Annotated in this window: 17 protein-coding genes; 3 read left to right on the forward strand and 14 right to left on the reverse strand. The window is 69.5% G+C overall.

Features of this window, described 5'->3' with window-relative positions:
- Positions 1-70: 70 nt before the first annotated feature.
- From ACFUJY_RS27655 to ACFUJY_RS27705, 11 genes are read right to left on the reverse strand one after another with little or no spacing between them, the layout of a single operon-like run.
- The gene (locus ACFUJY_RS27655; RefSeq protein WP_383304630.1) at positions 71-649 is read right to left on the reverse strand and encodes a hypothetical protein; all 579 of its coding nucleotides are present in this window, start codon (positions 647-649) and stop codon (positions 71-73) included.
- Complete coding sequence (locus ACFUJY_RS27660) at positions 646-1,167, reverse strand: hypothetical protein (RefSeq protein WP_383304632.1); 522 nt, start codon at positions 1,165-1,167, stop codon at positions 646-648. Before ACFUJY_RS27660 ends, ACFUJY_RS27655 begins: the two co-directional genes overlap by 4 nt.
- Positions 1,164-2,426, reverse strand: a complete 1,263-nt coding sequence (locus ACFUJY_RS27665; protein WP_383304634.1) for an MCE family protein — start codon at positions 2,424-2,426, stop codon at positions 1,164-1,166. The genes ACFUJY_RS27660 and ACFUJY_RS27665 overlap by 4 nt, the downstream gene beginning before the upstream one ends.
- On the reverse strand, positions 2,423-3,595 hold the full coding sequence (locus ACFUJY_RS27670; protein ID WP_383304636.1) for an MCE family protein: 1,173 nt from the start codon (positions 3,593-3,595) through the stop codon (positions 2,423-2,425). Before ACFUJY_RS27670 ends, ACFUJY_RS27665 begins: the two co-directional genes overlap by 4 nt.
- Positions 3,592-4,722 (reverse strand): MCE family protein, encoded by a 1,131-nt coding sequence (locus ACFUJY_RS27675; protein WP_383304638.1) that lies wholly within the window; start codon positions 4,720-4,722, stop codon positions 3,592-3,594. The genes ACFUJY_RS27670 and ACFUJY_RS27675 overlap by 4 nt, the downstream gene beginning before the upstream one ends.
- Before the next feature lies 1 nt (position 4,723).
- Complete coding sequence (locus tag ACFUJY_RS27680; protein ID WP_383304639.1) at positions 4,724-5,740, reverse strand: MCE family protein; 1,017 nt, start codon at positions 5,738-5,740, stop codon at positions 4,724-4,726.
- On the reverse strand, positions 5,737-6,768 hold the full coding sequence (locus ACFUJY_RS27685; protein WP_383304641.1) for an MCE family protein: 1,032 nt from the start codon (positions 6,766-6,768) through the stop codon (positions 5,737-5,739). The genes ACFUJY_RS27680 and ACFUJY_RS27685 overlap by 4 nt, the downstream gene beginning before the upstream one ends.
- The gene (locus tag ACFUJY_RS27690) at positions 6,765-8,069 is read right to left on the reverse strand and encodes an MCE family protein (RefSeq protein WP_383304643.1); all 1,305 of its coding nucleotides are present in this window, start codon (positions 8,067-8,069) and stop codon (positions 6,765-6,767) included. The genes ACFUJY_RS27685 and ACFUJY_RS27690 overlap by 4 nt, the downstream gene beginning before the upstream one ends.
- Positions 8,069-8,872 carry an ABC transporter permease gene (locus ACFUJY_RS27695; RefSeq protein WP_360850431.1) on the reverse strand — a complete coding sequence of 268 codons (804 nt, stop codon included), beginning with the start codon at positions 8,870-8,872 and terminating at the stop codon, positions 8,069-8,071. The genes ACFUJY_RS27690 and ACFUJY_RS27695 overlap by 1 nt, the downstream gene beginning before the upstream one ends.
- A gap of 3 nt (positions 8,873-8,875) precedes the next feature.
- Entirely contained in the window at positions 8,876-9,736 is an 861-nt protein-coding gene (locus ACFUJY_RS27700) for an MlaE family ABC transporter permease (protein ID WP_383304645.1), read from the reverse strand.
- A complete protein-coding gene (locus ACFUJY_RS27705) occupies positions 9,733-10,728 on the reverse strand; it encodes an ABC transporter ATP-binding protein (RefSeq protein WP_164398591.1) in 996 nt (331 codons plus the stop codon). Before ACFUJY_RS27705 ends, ACFUJY_RS27700 begins: the two co-directional genes overlap by 4 nt.
- A gap of 794 nt (positions 10,729-11,522) precedes the next feature.
- Here ACFUJY_RS27705 and ACFUJY_RS27710 point away from each other — a divergent pair.
- A complete protein-coding gene (locus tag ACFUJY_RS27710; RefSeq protein ID WP_383304705.1) occupies positions 11,523-12,434 on the forward strand; it encodes a hypothetical protein in 912 nt (303 codons plus the stop codon).
- A gap of 69 nt (positions 12,435-12,503) precedes the next feature.
- On the opposite strand, the gene ACFUJY_RS27715 is transcribed toward ACFUJY_RS27710, so the two are convergent.
- The 3 genes from ACFUJY_RS27715 to ACFUJY_RS27725 all read right to left on the reverse strand — a co-directional run bounded on the left by ACFUJY_RS27715 (position 12,504) and on the right by ACFUJY_RS27725 (position 15,353).
- Positions 12,504-14,021 carry a DUF6801 domain-containing protein gene (locus ACFUJY_RS27715; protein WP_383304647.1) on the reverse strand — a complete coding sequence of 506 codons (1,518 nt, stop codon included), beginning with the start codon at positions 14,019-14,021 and terminating at the stop codon, positions 12,504-12,506.
- Between the two features lie 60 nt (positions 14,022-14,081).
- On the reverse strand, positions 14,082-14,639 hold the full coding sequence (locus ACFUJY_RS27720; protein ID WP_383304649.1) for a hypothetical protein: 558 nt from the start codon (positions 14,637-14,639) through the stop codon (positions 14,082-14,084).
- A 111-nt stretch (positions 14,640-14,750) separates the two neighbouring features.
- Positions 14,751-15,353 carry a hypothetical protein gene (locus tag ACFUJY_RS27725; RefSeq protein WP_383304651.1) on the reverse strand — a complete coding sequence of 201 codons (603 nt, stop codon included), beginning with the start codon at positions 15,351-15,353 and terminating at the stop codon, positions 14,751-14,753.
- Positions 15,354-16,120: 767 nt separating this feature from the next.
- Between ACFUJY_RS27725 and ACFUJY_RS27730 the strand changes: the two genes are divergently transcribed.
- Positions 16,121-17,335: a helix-turn-helix domain-containing protein gene (locus tag ACFUJY_RS27730; protein WP_383304653.1), complete on the forward strand. Its 1,215-nt coding sequence runs from the start codon at positions 16,121-16,123 to the stop codon at positions 17,333-17,335.
- A gap of 216 nt (positions 17,336-17,551) precedes the next feature.
- Positions 17,552-17,815 (forward strand): hypothetical protein, encoded by a 264-nt coding sequence (locus ACFUJY_RS27735; RefSeq protein WP_132901570.1) that lies wholly within the window; start codon positions 17,552-17,554, stop codon positions 17,813-17,815.
- Positions 17,816-17,907 lie beyond the last annotated feature (92 nt).

The raw sequence follows: 17,907 nt of genomic DNA on the forward strand, positions 1-17,907 counted from the left end.
CCTCTCCCTGCCGGCGGTCCCGCCGTGCTGTGCTGTCCGTGCTCGGTGGTGCGGTGGTGCCTTCCCGGGACTACCGGGAGGTGATCTCCACGATCGTCCAGTGCCCTTCGCGCAGTCGGGCCGTGACGGAGAGCTGTGCGGCCGCCTTGCTCGCGGCCTTGCCCTTGCGCTCGTAGACCTGGTCGAGGAAGACGAGCAGATGGGCGCTGTCGGTCGTCAGCCTGGTCACGCCGGCGCGCACGACATGGGTGGTGAGGGTGAGCTTCTGGTCGGCCGACTGCTTCTCGACCTGGCCGAACAGCGCCGCGTACTGCTGGAGCGCCTTGCCCGCGAGCAGCTTCTGGGCGGACGCCTTGGTGGCGGCGGTGCCTTCGGGGCTGTACGAGAAGACCTTGCCGAGGGCGTTGGTGACCTCGCCGGCCACCTGGGCGGTCGCCGCGCTGTCGGTCAGCGCCAGGTTGGAGGTGGCGGGCGTGTCGCGCAGCTGCCTCCCGGTCACGTACATCACGGCCCCGGCGGCGAGCAGGGCGACGACGAGGACCCCGGCGAGGACGCGCAGCCGGCGGCGGGCCGGGCGGGTGCCGGTGTCGTCGGTGTCCTCGGGCGGCTCGACGGCGGCCTCCGGCTTCTCCTCGACGTCGGTGGTCATGCGCCGCTCCCTATGCCGAGCGCCGTGAGCGCCTTGATCTTCCAGCCGTCCCCGGTCCGGGCGAGCGTGGCCTCGAAGCGTTTGCGCTCGGTGCCCGCCTTGCCGGTGCGCGGAGTGACCTCGATATCGACGGTCGCGATCATCAGCGCGGTGCCGGTCCGCTCGTCCAGCTCCGTGAGCGCGGCGTCGGTGACCTTGCCGCGTGCGGTGGCGCCGGATTCCTTGAGGTCGGCGGCGTCCTTCTTCCGGGTCCGCTTCAGCTGGTCGTACAACGGGCCGGTGGCGGACTCCAGCCAGCCGGCCAGGCCCGCGTCCACGCTCGTCGCGTCCTTGCCGTCCAGCGTGTTGAGCCGGGCCAGTGCCTGCCGGCCGTCCGCGAGGGCGGCGTCCCGGCTCTTGGCGTAGGCCAGGTCGTCGTCGCCGCGGGCCTGGGCGTACGACCAGCCGCCCAGGGCGCAGACGAGGGCCGCGATCAGCAGGACGGCCCAGCCGCCGAGGCTGCGCGTACGGGGGTTCACTCGCCGTCCTCCTGTCCCAGGCCGAGCAGCCCGGCCATGCCCCGGGCCTCCGGGGCCGTGTCGGTCGTGGCGCCGAGCACACCGGGCAGCCGGTCCTCCCCGGCGTCCCCGAGGAGCAGCGCGCCGGCCTTCGCCGGTGGGGGCAGCGGGCCGCCCGTCGGGGCGTTGGCGCTGCCCCGGACGTCGATGCCGGTGCCGGGCGAGGCGGCGCAGCGGGCCTTGGTGTTGACGGCGGGCGCGGGTGTGAGGTCGAGGCCGTTGCGATAGGTCGTGCCCTCGTAGCCGGCGGTGCAGGGCAGCGGCTCGAAGAAGGTGATCGACATGCCGAACCGGGCGCCGTCCTCGTCGACCGCGCTGGCCCCGGCGGCCACGACGGCGGGCAGCTTCACGAGCAGTTCCTCCAGGCCGCGCTGGCGGGTGACGGCGACGTCGGAGGTGGTGAGGAGGTTGGCGACGACGACCCCGAAGCTGGGTTCGACGTCCCGGAGGAGTCCGCTGATCTGGTTCGTGGCGTCGGGGGCGGCGGCGATCAGCTTGCGCAGGTCGGTGTCGGACCCCTTGAGCTGGGCGGCCAGTTCCTTCGCTCCGGAGGCGAACCCCTTGAGCGCTTCGCCCTGTTCGACCTGGGTGCGCAGCACGGTCTTGCCGTCCTCCATCAGCCTGGTGTTGACGGGCAGGGCGTCGTCGGCGGCGTCCACGAACTCGCTGCCGGTGTCCAGGAGGACCTGGAGGTCGTCGCCGCGCCCGCTGAACGCCGTGCCGAACTCGTCCACGACGGTGCGCAGGGACTCCAGGTCGACCGAGGAGGTGAGGTCGTTGACGCTGGTGAGGACGTTGGTCACCGGTGCCGGGACGGTGGTCTCGGCCTCGTCGATGACCGAGCCGTTCGCGAGGTAGGGGCCCTCGGTGCGGGTCGGCCGCAGGTCGACGTACTGCTCGCCGACGGCGGAGAGGTTGGCCACGACCGCCTTGAGGTCGTCGGGGATGCGGGGGGCGGACTTGTCGATCCGCAGCTCGGCCTCGACGCCGTCGTCGGTGAGTTCGATGGCCCCGACCCGGCCGACCGACACCCCTCGGTAGGTGATGTTGGAGTGGGTGAAGAGACCGCCGGTGCGCGGGAGTTGCATCTTGACGGTGTAGTAGTCGCGCATGCCGACGTAATGGCCGAGGTCGGCGTACCGCACACCGAGGTAGCCGAGCACCAGCACGGAGATGATGAGGAAGGCGATGTTCTTGAGCCGGATGGCGAGGGTGATCATCGGTTGCTCCCCTTCGAGTCCGTGGGCCGGCTCGTCGTCGGTGCCGAGGTCGCGGGGAGGGGCAGCGGCAGTCCGGCGCCGGCGACCGCCTGGGACGGGGCGGGTGTGGTCTCGGTGTCGGGGTCGTAGGCGGGGATGATCCGGGTGCCGGGCTCGGCCGTCAGGTCCAGGTACACGTTGAGGTAGTCGCCCTTCACGCCGCGCAGCACCTCGTCGGTGAACGGGTAGGTGAGCAGCACCTGGAGGGAGTCGGGCAGGTCGTTCCCGGAGTCGGCGAGGGCGCGCAGGGTGGGGGCGAGGGCCTTGAGGTCGGCGATGGTGTCCGCCTTGCTCCGGTTGATGGTGGTGACGGCGACGTCGGAGAGGGTGTCCAGGGAGCGGAGCATCGTCATGAGCGATCCGCGCTGCTTCTCCAGGACCTTCATGCCGGGGCTGAGCTTGGTGAGGACGGTGCCGACCTGCTGTTTGCGGCCGGCGAGGGTGCTGGAGAGCCGGTTGACGCCGTCGAGCGCGGCGGTGATGTCGCCGCGGTGGTCGTCCAGGTTGGTGACGAGCTTGTCGACCCGGTGGAGCATGGACTTGACCTGGGGTTCCTGCCCGCTCAGGGCCTTGTTGAGTTCGGTGGTGATGGTCTTGAGCTGCTGGACGCCGCCGCCGTTGAGGACCATGGACAGGGCGCCGAAGACCTCTTCGACCTCGGGGTTGCGGTTGGTACGGGTGAGCGGGATGCGGTCGCCGTCGGCGAGGGTGCCCTGCTCCTTGCCCTTGGCGGGCGGTGTGAGCTGGATGTACTTCTCGCCGAGCAGGCTGGACTGCTCCAGGTGGGCGTAGGCGTTGGCGGGGAGGTCGATCTTCCCGTTGACCTTCATGGTGACCCGGGCCTGCCAGCCGTCGGGCGCCAGCGAGATCTTGGTGACCCGGCCGACGGCGACGTCGTTGACCTTGACCGAGGACTGCGGGGAGAGGCTGAGCACGTCCCCGAAGTCCGCGGTGATCTCGTACGGGTGGTCACCGAGGTCGGCCCCGCCGGGCAGCGGCAGGTCCTCGATGCCGGAGAAGTGCGGGGCTCCGCATCCGGTGACGAAGAGGGTGCAGCACAGGCCGAGCGCGACGAGCGCCGGCCCGCCCGTGGTGCCGAGGGCCGCGGGTCTGCGCGGTCTCCGGTTCATCGGTTCGCCCCCTTCGTGTCCTTGGCGTCCTTGCCGTCCCCGGCGTCCTCCGGGGTGCCGTAGACCGTGCCCACGGCCGGGAGCGGCAGCGTGGGCAGGGCCTTCTGCCGTTGGGCGTCCACCGGGGAGAGCCCCTGGAGGGCGAGGGTGGGTTCGAGGAGCGGGCCGCCCATGCTGAGTTCGTTGAGGTTGGTGCGGCCGTTGAGGGTGCGGTGCTCGGGGTCGTACGCGTTGAGGACGTTGCCCGCCGAGAGCGGCAGGACGTCCATCGACTCGGCCAGCGAGGCGCGCTGGTCGACGAGGGCCTGGGTGATCGGCACGAGGGCGTCCACGTTCTTCTTGAGCTCGCCCCGGTTGTCCTTGATGAAGGTCTTCACCTGGCCGAGTGCGGTGCCGAGTTCCTTGAGCGCGGCGCCGAGGTTCTTCTTGTCGTCGGCGAGGAAGCCGGTGACGGAGTTCAGCTGCTCCTCGGCGGCGCGGACGTTGCCGTCGTTGTCCTTCAGCATGGTGGTGAACGTCTGGAGGTAGGACAGCGTGTCGAAGAGGTTGCCGCTCGACTTGTCCAGGGTCTTGGTCGCCTTGCCGAACTGCTCGATGGAGTCCCCGATGTCCTTGCCGTTGCCCTTGAGGTTCTCGGCCCCGGTGTCCAGGAGTCCGGCGAAGGCCCCTTCGGCGTTCGCCCCGTCGGGGCCGAGCGCGGTGGAGAGTTCGGTGATGGACGCGTAGAGCTGGTCGACCTCCACCGGGACCGCGTTGTCGGCGGCGGGCAGCTGGGCGCCGTCCCGCATGGCCGCTCCCCCGGTGTAGGCGGGGGCGAGCTGGACGTACCGGTCGGCGACCAGGCTGGGGGCGACGACCACGGCGTGCGCGTCCTCGGGGACCTGGATGCCCTTGTCGATGTGCAGGACGACCTTGACGTCCTTGCCGCGCGGTTCGACGGATTCGACGCGGCCCACCCGTACACCGAGGATGCGCAGGTCGGACCCGGCGTAGACACCGGTGACCCGGTCGAAGTAGGCGGTGACGGTGGTGCCGCCCTGCTCCTCCAGGGCCGAGACCCCGGAGGTGGCGGCGACGGCCACGACGACGAGGCCGGCGCCGATGCCGATGACGCGGGTGAGTCTCATCTCAGTGCCCGCCTTCCTGCTTCGGCGGCATGCAGCCGGAATCCGGTGGGGTGTTCGCGGGCAGGTAGTTCTTGGGGACGACCCCGCAGACGTAGTTGTCGAACCAGCGGCCGTTGCCGAGGGTGTTGCCGACGAGCCGGTTGTACGAGCCGGCGAGCGCCAGCACCTGGTCGAGGCTCTTGCGGTTCTTCTTGAGTACCGCGGTGACCCGGCCGAGTGCCTTGAGGGTCGGCTTCAGCTGCTTGTTGTTGTCGGCGACGAGACCGGTGAGCTGGGTGCCCAGGTCGCGGGTTCCGGTGAGCAGCAGGTGGATGGAGTCGCGGCGGGCCTGGATCTCGCCGAGGAGCAGGTTGCCGTCGTCCAGGAGGGTCTCGAAGCCGCTCTTCTTGTTGGCGAGGGTCTTGGTGAGCTTCTTGCTGCCCTTGAGCAGGGTGGCCAGCTGGGCGTCGCGTTCGGAGACGGTCCTGGAGAGCGCGGAGAGCCCTTCGGCGGCGCTCTTCACGTCGGGCGGGGAGTCCTTGAAGGTGGCCGAGATCGTCTCGAAGCTCTTGGCGAGCTGTTCGGTGTCGATCTCCCCGATGGTCTCGCCCAGTCCGTTGAACGCCTGTGTGACGTCGTACGGGGAGGTGGTGCGGGAGGCCGTGATGCGCTCGTCCGGGTCCTGCGGGGAGTCGCCGAGCGGGTCGACGGCGAGGTACTTCTCGCCGAGGAGCGTCTTGATGGCGATGCCGACCGTGCTGGCGTTGCCGATCCAGGCGTCCTTGACCTTGAAGGTGACCTTCACCTTGGCGCCGTCCAGGGAGACACCGGTGACCTTGCCGACCTTGACGCCGGCGATGCGGACCTCGTCGCCCTCGCCGAGTCCGGCGGACTCGGTGAAGTCGGCGCTGTAGGTGGTGCCGCCGCCGATGAAGGGGAGCGAGTCGGCCCGGTAGGCGCCGAATCCGACGAGGGCGAGCAGGAGCAGGCCGACGATGCCGACGGCGACGGGGTTGCGGTGGCGTATCGGCTTGATCATGACAGGCACCTCGGCTGGGTGATCTCGATGCCGGTCGGCGGGGTGCTGCCGTCGCTCGTCGTCACGCCGCTGACCCTGGCCTCGCAGAGGTAGAGGTTGAGCCAGGAGCCGTACGAGGTGAGGCGGCTGATGGCCTCCATCTTGGCCGGGGTCTTCTGGAGGAAGTTCTCGATCTTCGGGGTGTTGTCGGCCAGGTTCCCGGAGAGGCGGCCGAGCTGCTCGATGTCGTCCTTGAGGGGCCCCCGACCGTCCTCGAAGAGGTCCGCGGTGACTGTGGTGAGCGCACCCATCGCGGTGACGGCCTCGCCGAGGGGCTTGCGGTCGCCCGCGAAGCCGGTGACGAGGGCCTGGAGCGTGTCGACCAGGTCGTTGAAGCCGTCCTCCCGGTCGTTGACGGTCTTCAGGACCGAGTTGAGGTTCTTGATCACCTCGCCGATCACCTTGTCCTTGGCGGCGACCGTGCCGGTCAGCGAGCCGACGTGCTGGAGGATGGAGTCGACGGTGCCGCCCTCGCCCTGGAGCACCTGGACGATGGAGCCGGCCAGCTCGTTGACGTCGGGCGGCGAGAGCCCTTCGAAGAGCGGCTGGAAGCCGTTGAAGAGCTGGGTGAGGTCGAGCGCCGGGGTGGTGCGCGACAGCGGGATGGTGGCGCCGGGTGCGAAGCTCTCGCCGACGGGTCCGGCGCCCTGGTCCAGGTCGATGTACCGCTGGCCGACCATGTTGAGGTACTTGATCGACGCGGTCACGGAGGCCGGGAGCTTCTTGCTCTTGCGGACGCTGAAGCGGACCTCGGCGACCCGGCGGTCGGCGACCTCTACCGACTCGACCTGGCCGACCTTGACCCCGGCGACGCGGACGCTGTCCCCGACGATGAGTCCGGTGGCGTCGGTGAACCGGGCCTTGTACGAGCGGGTGTCGCCCACGCCGGTGTTGGCGATGGACAGGGCGAGGACCGTGGTGGCCAGGCTCGTCACCACGATGAACACGATCGATTTCGCGAGCGGTCCCGCGAGGGAACGGCGCTTCACTTGAGCTTCACCTCCACACCGCGGAAGGCCGGGCCGATGAGCACGCTGCTCCACTCGGGCAGGGCCTGCGGCCGGACTTTCAGTGAGGGAGCGACCAGCTCGTTGACGAGGCGGCTCTCCTGCGGCGAGTTGGGCATGCCGAGCGACGGGTCGGCCGCGGGCACCTCGACCGGCGTGGCCGGGTCCGGGTCCGTCCGGGGGGTGTCGGCGGCGGTCCTGGCGTCGGCGGTCGGCACGGTCTGGCCGACGTACGGGATGGAGTAGCAGTGCGGTCCGCCGGTGGCGTTGTAGACCGGGGTGTCCTTGCCCGCGACGTACTTGCCCTTGGACGGCACGGTCTTGAGCGTCACGTGCAGTCCGGGCTGGTCGGTGCCCTTGCCGAGCGCCTTGTCCATGGCCGGGACGAAGTTGGCCACGGTGCGCAGGGTGCAGGGGAACTCCGAGGAGTACTTCGCGAGGGTCTCCAGGGTGGGCCTGCCGCTGGCGGCGAGCCGGATGAGGTTGTCCTTGTTGCGCTGGAGGAAGGCGGTGACGTCGCGGGCGGACGCGGTGGTGGACCCGTACACGTTCGCGAGGTTCGCCTGCTGTTCGGCGAGGGTGCCGCTGGTGGTGGTGAAGTCGGTGAGGGCGTCCAGGACGTCGGGGGCGGCGTCCGCGTAGAGCCGGCTGACCTTGACGAGTTCCTTGATGTCCTCGTTGAGCGTGGGGAGTTGGGGGTTGAACTTCTTGAGGTGGGCGTCGAGCCTCACCAGGGTGTCGCCCAGCTTCTCGCCCCGGCCCTGGAGCGCGGTGGAGACCGCGTTGAGGGTGGCGGACAGTTTCTCCGGCTTCACGGCGGTGAGCAGCGGCAGGACGTTGTCGAGGACCTCTTCCAGTTCGATGGCGTTGCTGGACCGGTCCTGGGGGATGACGTCACCGGCGCCGAGCGTCTCGGTCGAGGGCACGGGGGGCGGTACGAGGGCGACGAACCGTTCGCCGAAGAGCGTGGTGGGCAGCATCTGGGCGGAGACGTCGGCCGGGATGCGGTCCAGCTTGTCCGGCTTGATCGCGAGGGTGAGCCGGGCCCCGTCGCCGTCGGCCGAGATGTTCCGGACCTGGCCGACGACCACACCGCGCAGCTTCACGTCGGCGTTCTCGTGCATCTCGTTGCCGACGCTCGATGTGCGTACGGTGACCGTCGCGTCGTGCGTGAAGTCCTTCTCGTACACCGAGACCGACACCCAGATGAGGACGGCGGGCACCAGGAAGAGGGCGACTCCGGCGGTTCTGCGGGCGGTGGCCCGGGCGGCGCGTGAGGTCATCAGCCGGCCACCTTCACCGTCGTCGTGGCGCCCCAGATGGCGAGCGAGAGAAAGAAGTCGGTGACGCTGATCAGCACGATCGCGTTGCGCACGGACCGGCCGACGGCCACCCCGACCCCGGCGGGGCCGCCGGTGGCGTGGAAGCCGTAGTAGCAGTGGGCGAGGATCACCATCACGCTGAAGATCAGCACCTTGAGCACCGACAGGAGCACGTCGGTCGGGGACAGGAAGAGATTGAAGTAATGGTCGTACGTGCCCGCCGACTGTCCGTTGAACAGGACGGTGACGTAGCGGGACGCGACGTACGAGGAGAGCAGCCCGATCGCGTACAGCGGGATGATCGCGACGACCCCGGCGATGATGCGCGTGGTGACGAGGTAGGGCATCGAGCGCACGCCCATCGATTCGAGGCCGTCGACCTCCTCGTTGATGCGCATGGCGCCGAGCTGCGCGGTGAAGCCGGCGCCGACGGTCGCGGAGAGGGCGAGTCCGGCGACGAGCGGGGCGATCTCGCGGGTGTTGAAGTACGCGGAGATGAAGCCGGTGAACGCGGCGGTGCCGATCTGGTTCAGGGCCGCGTAGCCCTGGAGTCCGACGACGGTGCCGGTGGCCAGGGTCATCGCGATCATCACGCCGATGGTGCCGCCGACGACACCGAGGCCGCCGCTGCCGAAGGCGACCTCGGCCAGGAGGCGCTGGACCTCCTTGAGGTAGCGGCGCAGGGTGCGGGGTATCCAGATCAGCGCCCTCACGTAGAAGGTGAGTTGGTCACCGGATCTGTCGAGCCAGCCGAGCATTGACATGGGTCAGCTCCCCTTCGCGGGGACGATCTGCAGGTAGATCGCCGTGAGGACCATGTTCACGAAGAACAGCAGCATGAAGGTGATGACGACGGACTGGTTGACCGCGTCGCCCACCCCCTTCGGGCCGCCGCGCGGGTTGAGGCCGCGGTAAGCGGCGACGATGCCGGCGATGAAGCCGAAGATCAGCGCCTTGACCTCGCTGACGTAGAGGTCGGGCAGCTGGGCGAGGGCGGAGAAGCTGGAGAGGTACGCGCCCGGGGTGCCGTGCTGCATGATCACGTTGAAGAAGTAGCCGCCGAGGGTGCCGACGACGGACACGAGGCCGTTGAGCAGGACGGCGACGAGCATGGTGGCGAGCACGCGCGGGACGACCAGGCGCTGCACGGGCGAGACGCCCATGACCTCCATGGCGTCCAGCTCCTCGCGGATCTTGCGGGAGCCGAGGTCGGCGCAGATCGCGGACCCGGCGGCCCCGGAGACCAGCAGCGCCACGATGATCGGGCTGGCCTGCTGGATGACGGCGAGGACGCTGGCGCCGCCGGTGAAGGACTGGGCGCCGAGCTGCTGGGTGAGCGAGCCGACCTGGAGGGCGATGACCGCGCCGAACGGGATGGACACGAGGGCGGCGGGCAGGATGGTCACGCTGGCGACGAACCAGAACTGCTCGATGAACTCCCGCACCTGGAACGGCCGCCGGAACGTCTCCCGGGTCACGGTCCCGGCGAGCGCGAACAGCCGCCCGGTCTCGCGCAGCGGCGCGGCGAGCTTGCTCGGGCGCGGGGCCTCGGGCGCCTTGGCGGGCTCCGGGGCGCGGTCCACCGGCTCCGGTTCGTCGGGGGGCCGTACGGGCATGGGGGCGGTCACCGGCGTCCACCGCCCACGGCGGGGCTGTAGCTGTTGAGGATGGCGGTACGGGCCGCCTCCGGCAGCTCGCCGAGCATCGACATGACGCGTTCCCGGCGGCGCAGGGCGCCCTGGCGCACCGGCAGGCCGGGCGTGGGCTCCAGCTGGGGGACGACGGTGCGCGGGGCGTTGGCCGAGCTGATGCCCTGGCCGTAGCCGTTGAGCTCCTCGGCGGCGAGCGTGGCGGCGTCCTTCTCCTCGGACATGCCGATCGGCCCCTCGCAGCGGCCGGCGAGGAACTGGTTCACGACGGGCAGGTCGCTGGTGAGCAGCACCTCGCGCGGCCCGAAGGTGACGAGGTTGCGGCAGAACAGCATCCCCATGTTGTCCGGCACGGTGGACGCGATGTCGAGGTTGTGGGTGACGATCAGCATCGTCGCGTCGATCTGCGCGTTGAGGTCGACGAGGAGCTGGGAGATGTACGCGGTGCGGACCGGGTCGAGGCCGGAGTCCGGTTCGTCGCAGAGGATGATCTGCGGGTCCAGGACGAGGGCCCGGGCGAGGCCGGCCCGCTTGCGCATGCCGCCGGAGATCTCGCCGGGGAGCTTGTTCTCCGCGCCCAGGAGCCCCACGACGTCGATCCGCTCCATGACGATGCGGCGGATCTCGGATTCCTTCTTGCGGGTGTGCTCCCGGAGTGGGAACGCGATGTTGTCGAAAAGTGACATCGACCCGAAAAGGGCGCCGTCCTGGAACATGAGACCGAAGAGCTTGCGCGTCTCCATGATGTCCCGCTCGGAGCCGTTCACCATGTCGACGCCATTGACGAGAACGCGCCCGCGCTCAGGTTTGAGGAGGCCGATGATGGATTTGAGGAACACCGTCTTTCCCGTCCCGGACGGGCCGAGCATGACACTGACCTCGCCTGCGGGAAGCGTGAGCGACACATCCTGCCAGATGTTCTGCTTGCCGAAAGACTTGGTGAGCCCTTCGACCACTACTTCGATTCCCATCCCACCTCCTGCATGCGCTCACGAAGTGACAGAAATGCGCCGAGGGGCGCACGTTAAGTTCACCGGCACCGCCAGGACAAGCCCTTGAACAGCCCATTCGCAAAGATCCGGTCCGTTTGTCATCGGATGACAAATTCCGGTTCCGATCTTGTGAAGTACTGCGCACTGCCGTCCGTCGGTGCAGGCCGGAACCCCGCGGCCCAGGGGGCCGGACAGACGTCCGGGCTCCTCGCCGACGGGTGGGCAATCTCCGTACGCGCCGGAGGAGTTGCTGACGGAGGCGACGCTACGGGTGGGTAACCTGGGCCGCAATACCAGGTCATCAAGTTTTCGCGCGAGTGCGCGAAGGGGTCGGTTCTTTCTCATCGACTGAGCAGAACGGCCGGAAAAACTGTCGCCCGGTGACAAGTTCTGGGGGCGGCCGGCGGGGCCTGCGGGCCGCACAGTGCGTCGAGAAGCGCTCGGGACCGGCTCGAATACACAAGTGGCAGGCGGCATTCCGCATGTCCGGCCGGCCGGAGGCGCAGCGGCGCCCGCGAGGACCTGCGCAGGAAGTGACAAGAAGGCCGGATCTCGTACTCATCCCTGACGGAGATGCACGACCCGTCCATAGATTCTCATACGACGGGATTGTGTACCGGTGTTTCCCGCCAGTAACCTCACGGCTCGGTGAATGGGATTTCGTATCGGACCCGTCCGACGCCGTCCCGGCACCCGCATTCCGCATTCCGCGCTCAATTCGCTGCGCACATCGGAAACAAGGGGAAGACATGAGAACCTCGAACCGGGTACGTGTGGGGCTCCTGGCCTCCTTCACCGCGCTCGCCGCCGTCGCGTCGATGGGCACGGCCACGGCCGCCAAGACGACGCTGAACGGAAGCTGGGCGCCCTTCAGCCGCTGCCCGGTCGACGACCCGGCGATGCTGGCGGCCGACGGGGCGACGGACACCGCGATCTGTGTGTCGTCCCATTCGGCGAGCGGCTCCATCAAGCTCGGCAACACCGAGGTGCCGGTCGGCGCGAGCGACCTCCAGGTCGGCGTGGTCAACCACCCGGGCGGCACGTCCACCGTGGTCTCCCCGGCCGGCGGCGCGCTCATCGCCGACTCCGCGAAGGTGCCCGGCGGCCTGCTCGGCCTCATGTGCCCGGCTGACGTGCCCGTCATCACCGGGATCTGCAACACGCTCACCGACGTCAACCTGAACCGGGTGACGGCGACCATCGAGTCGGTCAACACCCCGACCGGCTTCCAGCTCGTGGCGGGCACGACGACCGGCAAGCCGATCCTCACGCTCCCGGTGCGGATCCACCTGGAGAACCCGCTCCTCGGCGACAAGTGCTACATCGGCTCCGCCTCGAACCCGATCCTGCTCAAGCCGCAGAACCTCACCCAGCCGGTCATCTCCAGCGAGAAGTTCGCCGGCGACGGCACTCCGGACACGGCCGGTCAGATGAACCGGCTCAACCTGCTTGGCGCCACCCAGACCGACACCACGTACGCGGTCCCCGGCACCAACGGCTGCGGTCTGCTCGGCTCGCTGAACTGGGCCGTCAACCTGAAGACGGGCCTGCCGTCGGCCTCCGGCAACAACAACGTCACGCTGGACGACGCGCAGACCTACGTGGCGACGATGAACAAGCCGCGCGACCAGGCGCCCAACGCGGGCAAGCTGCTGGCCCAGTACTGGCACTCGGCGGTGCGGTAGCCGCTCCCGCGCCATGCGGCGCCGAAGGGGCCGCCTCGGTGAGGCGGCCCCTTCGGTGTGCCGGGCGGGCTACGTGGCGGGCTTCGTTCCGGGCAGTTCCGGCAGTGGGGGCGGGCAGTAGGACCGGGTGGGGTTGTCCGGGATGCAGGTCGGGGCCTGGTTCATGAAGACACGGTTCCCGGGGCCGGAGATGGAGGCCGTGAAGAGCGGGCTGAGGTCCTCCTCGTCCGTACCGCAGCCGGTGAAGGGCGGAATGTTCACCCGGCCCTCCAGAACGCCGCCCACGGCGACGTTCTTGTACGCCTCCCCGCCGTTCAGAACCACCTTGAACGGCTTCGACGTCCTGCAGTCGCTTCCCACGTCCAGGGGAGTGCCGTTGACCTCGACGTCGTGCAGACGGAGCGACTGCGTGAAGTAGGCGGTGGAGAAGGAGACCCGGGTGGCCCCGGTGCCATAGCTGCCCGTCGAGATGGTGATGGGACCGTTCTCGAACGAGACCTTCGCCGTCACCGGCTGGAAGCCGAAGGTGAGGAAAGTGGACCGGGCATCGGGAAGGTCGAGATTCGCGAGCGAGTCGATGCGGAGGTATGCCCCTCCTTCCTCCCGCGCCGACCGGGTCGCCGAGCGCTTAGAGGCCAGGACGCTGATGAGCGCGGGATCGTCGGGGTCGTTGATGATCATGGCCCCGTTCAGCTTGCTCACGTTGGCCAGACCCAGGGCGTAGGCGCAGCTGAAGGTTCCGCCCGTGGGGGTGTCCCGTTCGGTGACGGGTCCGCCCGGTGCCGGCTGCGGCGCCTCGCTCGCGTCCATCTCCCCCACCGGTGGATCGACGGGGCAGAACTCGGGGTCCTCCTCGTCGGCGGCCGCCGGCTCCACCGTGATCTCCTTCCCCTCCGCCCTGCCGGAGCCGCCCGCCGGGGTGGTGGGCGTCGTCGGGGTTCCGGACGGCTCCGTGCCCGCTCCGTCCGTGACACGTGTGGTCGCGAAGTGCCCGTCCTCGCCCTCCTTCGGCCGGCACGTCAGCGTGGCGAGGGCCGGCGGGGCCTCCTCGGCGGTCGACGCGGCGGACAGCAGCTCGATGGTGAACTCCCCCACCGAGAAGTCGGCGTCGCCCGGGGACCCGAACGTCACGTAGGGGACCTCACCGGAGTGGACGAGCACCACGTCCCCGTCGGCGGCGAGCGGCGTACTCGCCGCGGTGAGCTCCCAGGACGCCTCGGCCGACTCGCCGTTCTGGGCGACCTTCACCTTGAGCGCGGCACGGCTCGCGAGGGCTTCGGTGCCCTCGGGCAGGAGCGCGGCGACGTCGGCCCGGGCGAGCGTCACGGCGAGCGTCACGGGCCCCGGCTGAACGGGCCGGCCGGTCTCGCCGGTCGCCGGGACGTCCGCCGACAGGGCCACGGAGGCGGCCACGGTCGCCTCGCCGCTGCCCTCGGTCCCGCAGGCGGCAGCGAGGCCGAGCGGTCCGGGGCTCTCGTCGGCGGCCGACCCTCCGCCCGACAACAGCCCGGCGAGCAGGGCGAGCCCGGCGACGGAGGCGACCCGTACGGAACGCCCCGCACGGGTCACAGGTATCTGGGTGTGCATAGGGGCCTGTCCTCCAGGGCGTGCGTGCGAGCGGTGTCTGTAGCGGGTTGCGCCCAGGGCCTAGCCGTACACGTGGTACGTGGCGCTGTAGTGGGCCGGGTCGCCGTCGTTGACGAGGCCGAGACAGCTGGCCGCGGACGCGATCAGGTCACCCTCGACGACGAGGGTGTCGGTGGTGTTGTCGAAGGAGCCGTCGAGGGAGCCGCCGAGGTCGAAGGAGCAGCCGACGCCCACGACGTGGACCGCGACGCCCTGGACCGTGACGTTGTACACGTTCGGGTTCGTGGTGCTCGGCCCCGCGTCCGCGACCGGCCACGGGGTGCCCGTGACCGTCAGGGCGACGTTCATGCCGGACAGCGTGCAGTCGGTGAACGAGAGAAGGCCGATGTCGGCGGCGACCGGACCGGTGTCGTAGAGCCACCCGCCCGCGTCGGAGGAGTCGCACGTCATCGTGGACAGCGCCTGCAGGGTCGCGTCGTCGGAATGCGCCGTGTAGGGCCCTGGAGGCGTCAGCGTCTCCACGGACGTGGCCCCGGCGGAGGCCGATGAGACCGTCGTGCCGAGGGCCGCGAGCAGGGCGGCCGCCACGACGGCGGATCTTCGGGTACGGAGTTTCACTGATCCACGTCCTCACGGGTCGGAGCGCCGCGCCCGCCGGCGCCCATAACGAGAAGGCCGGGCCGGCCGCGGGGTCTCCGCGGCCGGCCCGTACCGATGTGCCGTCACGCCTTACGGGGTGCTGATCACCGGCGACGTGCTGACGTGGTACGAGGCGTTGAAGGACGCCACGTCGCCGTCGTTGATCAGGCCGAGGCAGTCGGCGTTGGAGGCGACCAGGTCGTCACCCGAACCGTCGATGACCAGGTCCCCGGTGCTGTTGTCGTAGTACCCGTAGACCTTGCCGGCGAAGTCGGCGGAGCAGCCGAAGCCCTCGATGTGGGCCGAGATGCCGGTGACGTTCCCCTTGACCCGGTTGGAGTTCGAGGGGTCGACGCTGGTGACGTTGATCGCCCACGGCGACGCGGTCATCGTCACGTCGAAGTCGAGGCCGCCGACCGTGCAGTCGGTGAAGCCGATGCTGGCGATGGTGGCCATGTTGGCGCCCGTGCTGCTGGTGGCGTTGATCGTGCCCGACGACACGTCGGACGACACGCACTCCAGGTTCGCGAACGGGACGTCCAGCGTCGGGTAGTCCGCGTGGGCGGTGTAGGCCCCGGACGGGGTCGCCGACCACGAGGACGCGGTGCCGGCGGAGGCCGTGGTGACCGCCATCCCGAGGGCGGCGCCGGCGGCGGTGACGATGATGGCGGCTCTACGTGCAAGGGTGTTCACGGAATCCGGTTCCCTTCGAGGGTGTGTGACCTACACCGGGGGGCCACTTCCGGCCGGGTGAGCGGCGCTCCCGGAGTGGGGGGTCACGAGACAGGAATGTGGCAGTCCGACCTGACCGACTGCTCGACCTCTTGCGTTCGGCCATGACGCTACGGGCGAGTAATGTCGCTCCGCAACACACCGGAACAAAGAATCTCCACAATCAGCCACCCCGCCAAGGAATTTGCTGCGCAGCGAGTAAGGCCCGCCGATTTTTTATCGGGAAGTGAGCAGTTCCGGCGAGGCGGACGCACCCGGCCCTGCTCACCCGATGAGGGTACGACCTCCGCCGCCGCTCAACACCCCACGTCACAGCCCTCCCGCACGGCCTCCCCCGGCGCCGCCGTCCCGCGCGCCCGACACCCTGCCACACCCTTGACTTCCCCCCGCCGACGCAGTGGAATTCACCGCGAATAGCGCGGGCGGCATTGTTCGAGGAGTCCGGAAGCCCACCTCGGAGCCGCCGTCGCATTACCGGAATCCAGGCCCCCGCATCAACACCGCACGAGTGATCCGCAAGCCGGTCACGAGCGCGGAGGCCGCGCGGACAGGTGGCTGAAAACCGCCGATACGTGGCCCATACATTTCGTCTTGTCCTGCCTGTGTTCAGGGCCACATACGTGGACTATCTTCGGCAACCGACGTTGGTACGCACCTGAGGACGGGTGGGAGCGCTCTCCTGTCCGTCACCCCCCATCGGGCGCCGAAGAGCAAGAAGGGGTCAAGGTATGCCGGGAGTTGCGCAACCCTCGGATCTGGGCGAGCCGCTGGGACCGCTGCCGCAGGAGTTCGCCTCGATCGTGCGGCCCGAACTGCCCAGCCTCATCAAGGAGATCGGCCTTGAGGTCACCCGCGCCTACCCCGAGTACGCGCGACTCCTCGACGGCCCGTACGGCCAGGGCATCCGGGTCGGTGTCGAGCAGAGCATCTCCGTGTTCGTGGACCAGGTGGCCGAGCCGGCCGCCCCCTCCGCGCTGCGCGACGAGATGTGCCGCAGGTTCGGCCGGTTCGAGGCGTACGAGGGGCGCAGCCTGGACCAGTTGCAGGGGGCGTACCGGCTGGGCGCCCGGGTGGCTCTCCGCCGGGCCAAGAAGATCGGCCGGCGCTACAACCTCTCCCCCACCATGATGCTGACGTTCGCGGACGCGCTGTTCAGTTACGTGGACGAACTGGAAGCCCTGTCGCGCGAAGGGTACTTGGAGGTGAGGTCGGCCTCCGACGACCACACGGACACCCTGCGGCGCCGGCTGCTCCACCTGATCCTCGCCGGGCGCCCCGTGCCGCGGGTGGCCATCGCCGAGCTGTGCGAGCAGACCGGCTGGACGCTGCCGGACGAGGTGACGCTCGTGGCCGTGCGCCCGTCCCCCGATCTGGACCGGCTGGCGATCGACCGCGACGTACTCGTCGACTTCACCGACCCGCAGCCGCACTTACTGATCCCGGGCCCCTTCGACGACATGCGAAGACGCATGCTGGAACACGCGCTGCCGGGCGTCCGCGCCGCCATCGGCCTGACCGTGCCCTCGTCGCTGGCCTCGGACTCGATCCGCTGGGCCCGGCGGGTGCTGGAACTCGTGGACGCGGGCGTCATCGACGACGCGCCCGCCATCCTCTGCGACGACCACCTCATCACCCTGTGGCTGCTCTCCGACCCGGTCCTCCTCGACCAGCTCGCGCGCCGCGAACTCGCCCCGATGGCCAACATCAGCGCCAACCGGCGCGAACGGCTCATCGAGACGCTGCGGATCTGGCTCGACACCCGGGGCACGGCGGCCCAGATGGGCGAACTCCTCGACGTGCACCCCCAGACCGTCCGCTACCGGATGCGCAATCTGGAAGCGATCTTCGGCGATCAGCTGGTCGATCCGGAGGCGCGGTTCTCGACGGAGACCGTGCTCCGCGCCATGCAGCTGCGCGCCCGCAGCAACGAGACACCCATCTGAACAGCGCGCGACGCACCTTCGGCCCGACGAGCACCTCACGCGACGTCAACCTACCTGCTGGTAAGGGGAAATAGCCGGTCATTCCCAATCGGTTGCCACACGGAGACGTACTCAACGAGAAACCAGGAACTGCGTCTCGTTATATGGAGTGGAGTCGGTCCGCCCACCCGGCGGTCCGACGCCCGACCTCCTGGCCACCATCGAGAGGGAACCCCCATGACCGCCTCGCACCTGCTCGTCCCCGTCCCGATCCCGGACCGCATCGCCGCGCTCATCGGCGCCTGCACCCCCGCGCACATCCTCCAGGCCGAGTTCGACGCCGACTGCGCCGCACGCGAGGTCCGCAGGTTTCGCGGGCCGCGGCTGGGCATCGAGGACCAGGCCGACCGCGAGCTGGCCCTGTCCGAGCTGGCCCGCGCCAACAAGGTGCTCGCCGCCCACCATCCCCGGCTGGTGGTGCGCCCCGGTTCCGCCTGGTGACCCCGGAGAACGACCCGTACCGCACCTTGCGAAGAGTCCGCCGCACCCTTACCTTACTCAAAAGTAAGTTTACTCCAGAGTAAGGAACTGGC

Source organism: Streptomyces sp. NPDC057249 (genome assembly GCF_042669245.1).
Taxonomy (GTDB): Bacteria; Actinomycetota; Actinomycetes; order Streptomycetales; family Streptomycetaceae; genus Streptomyces.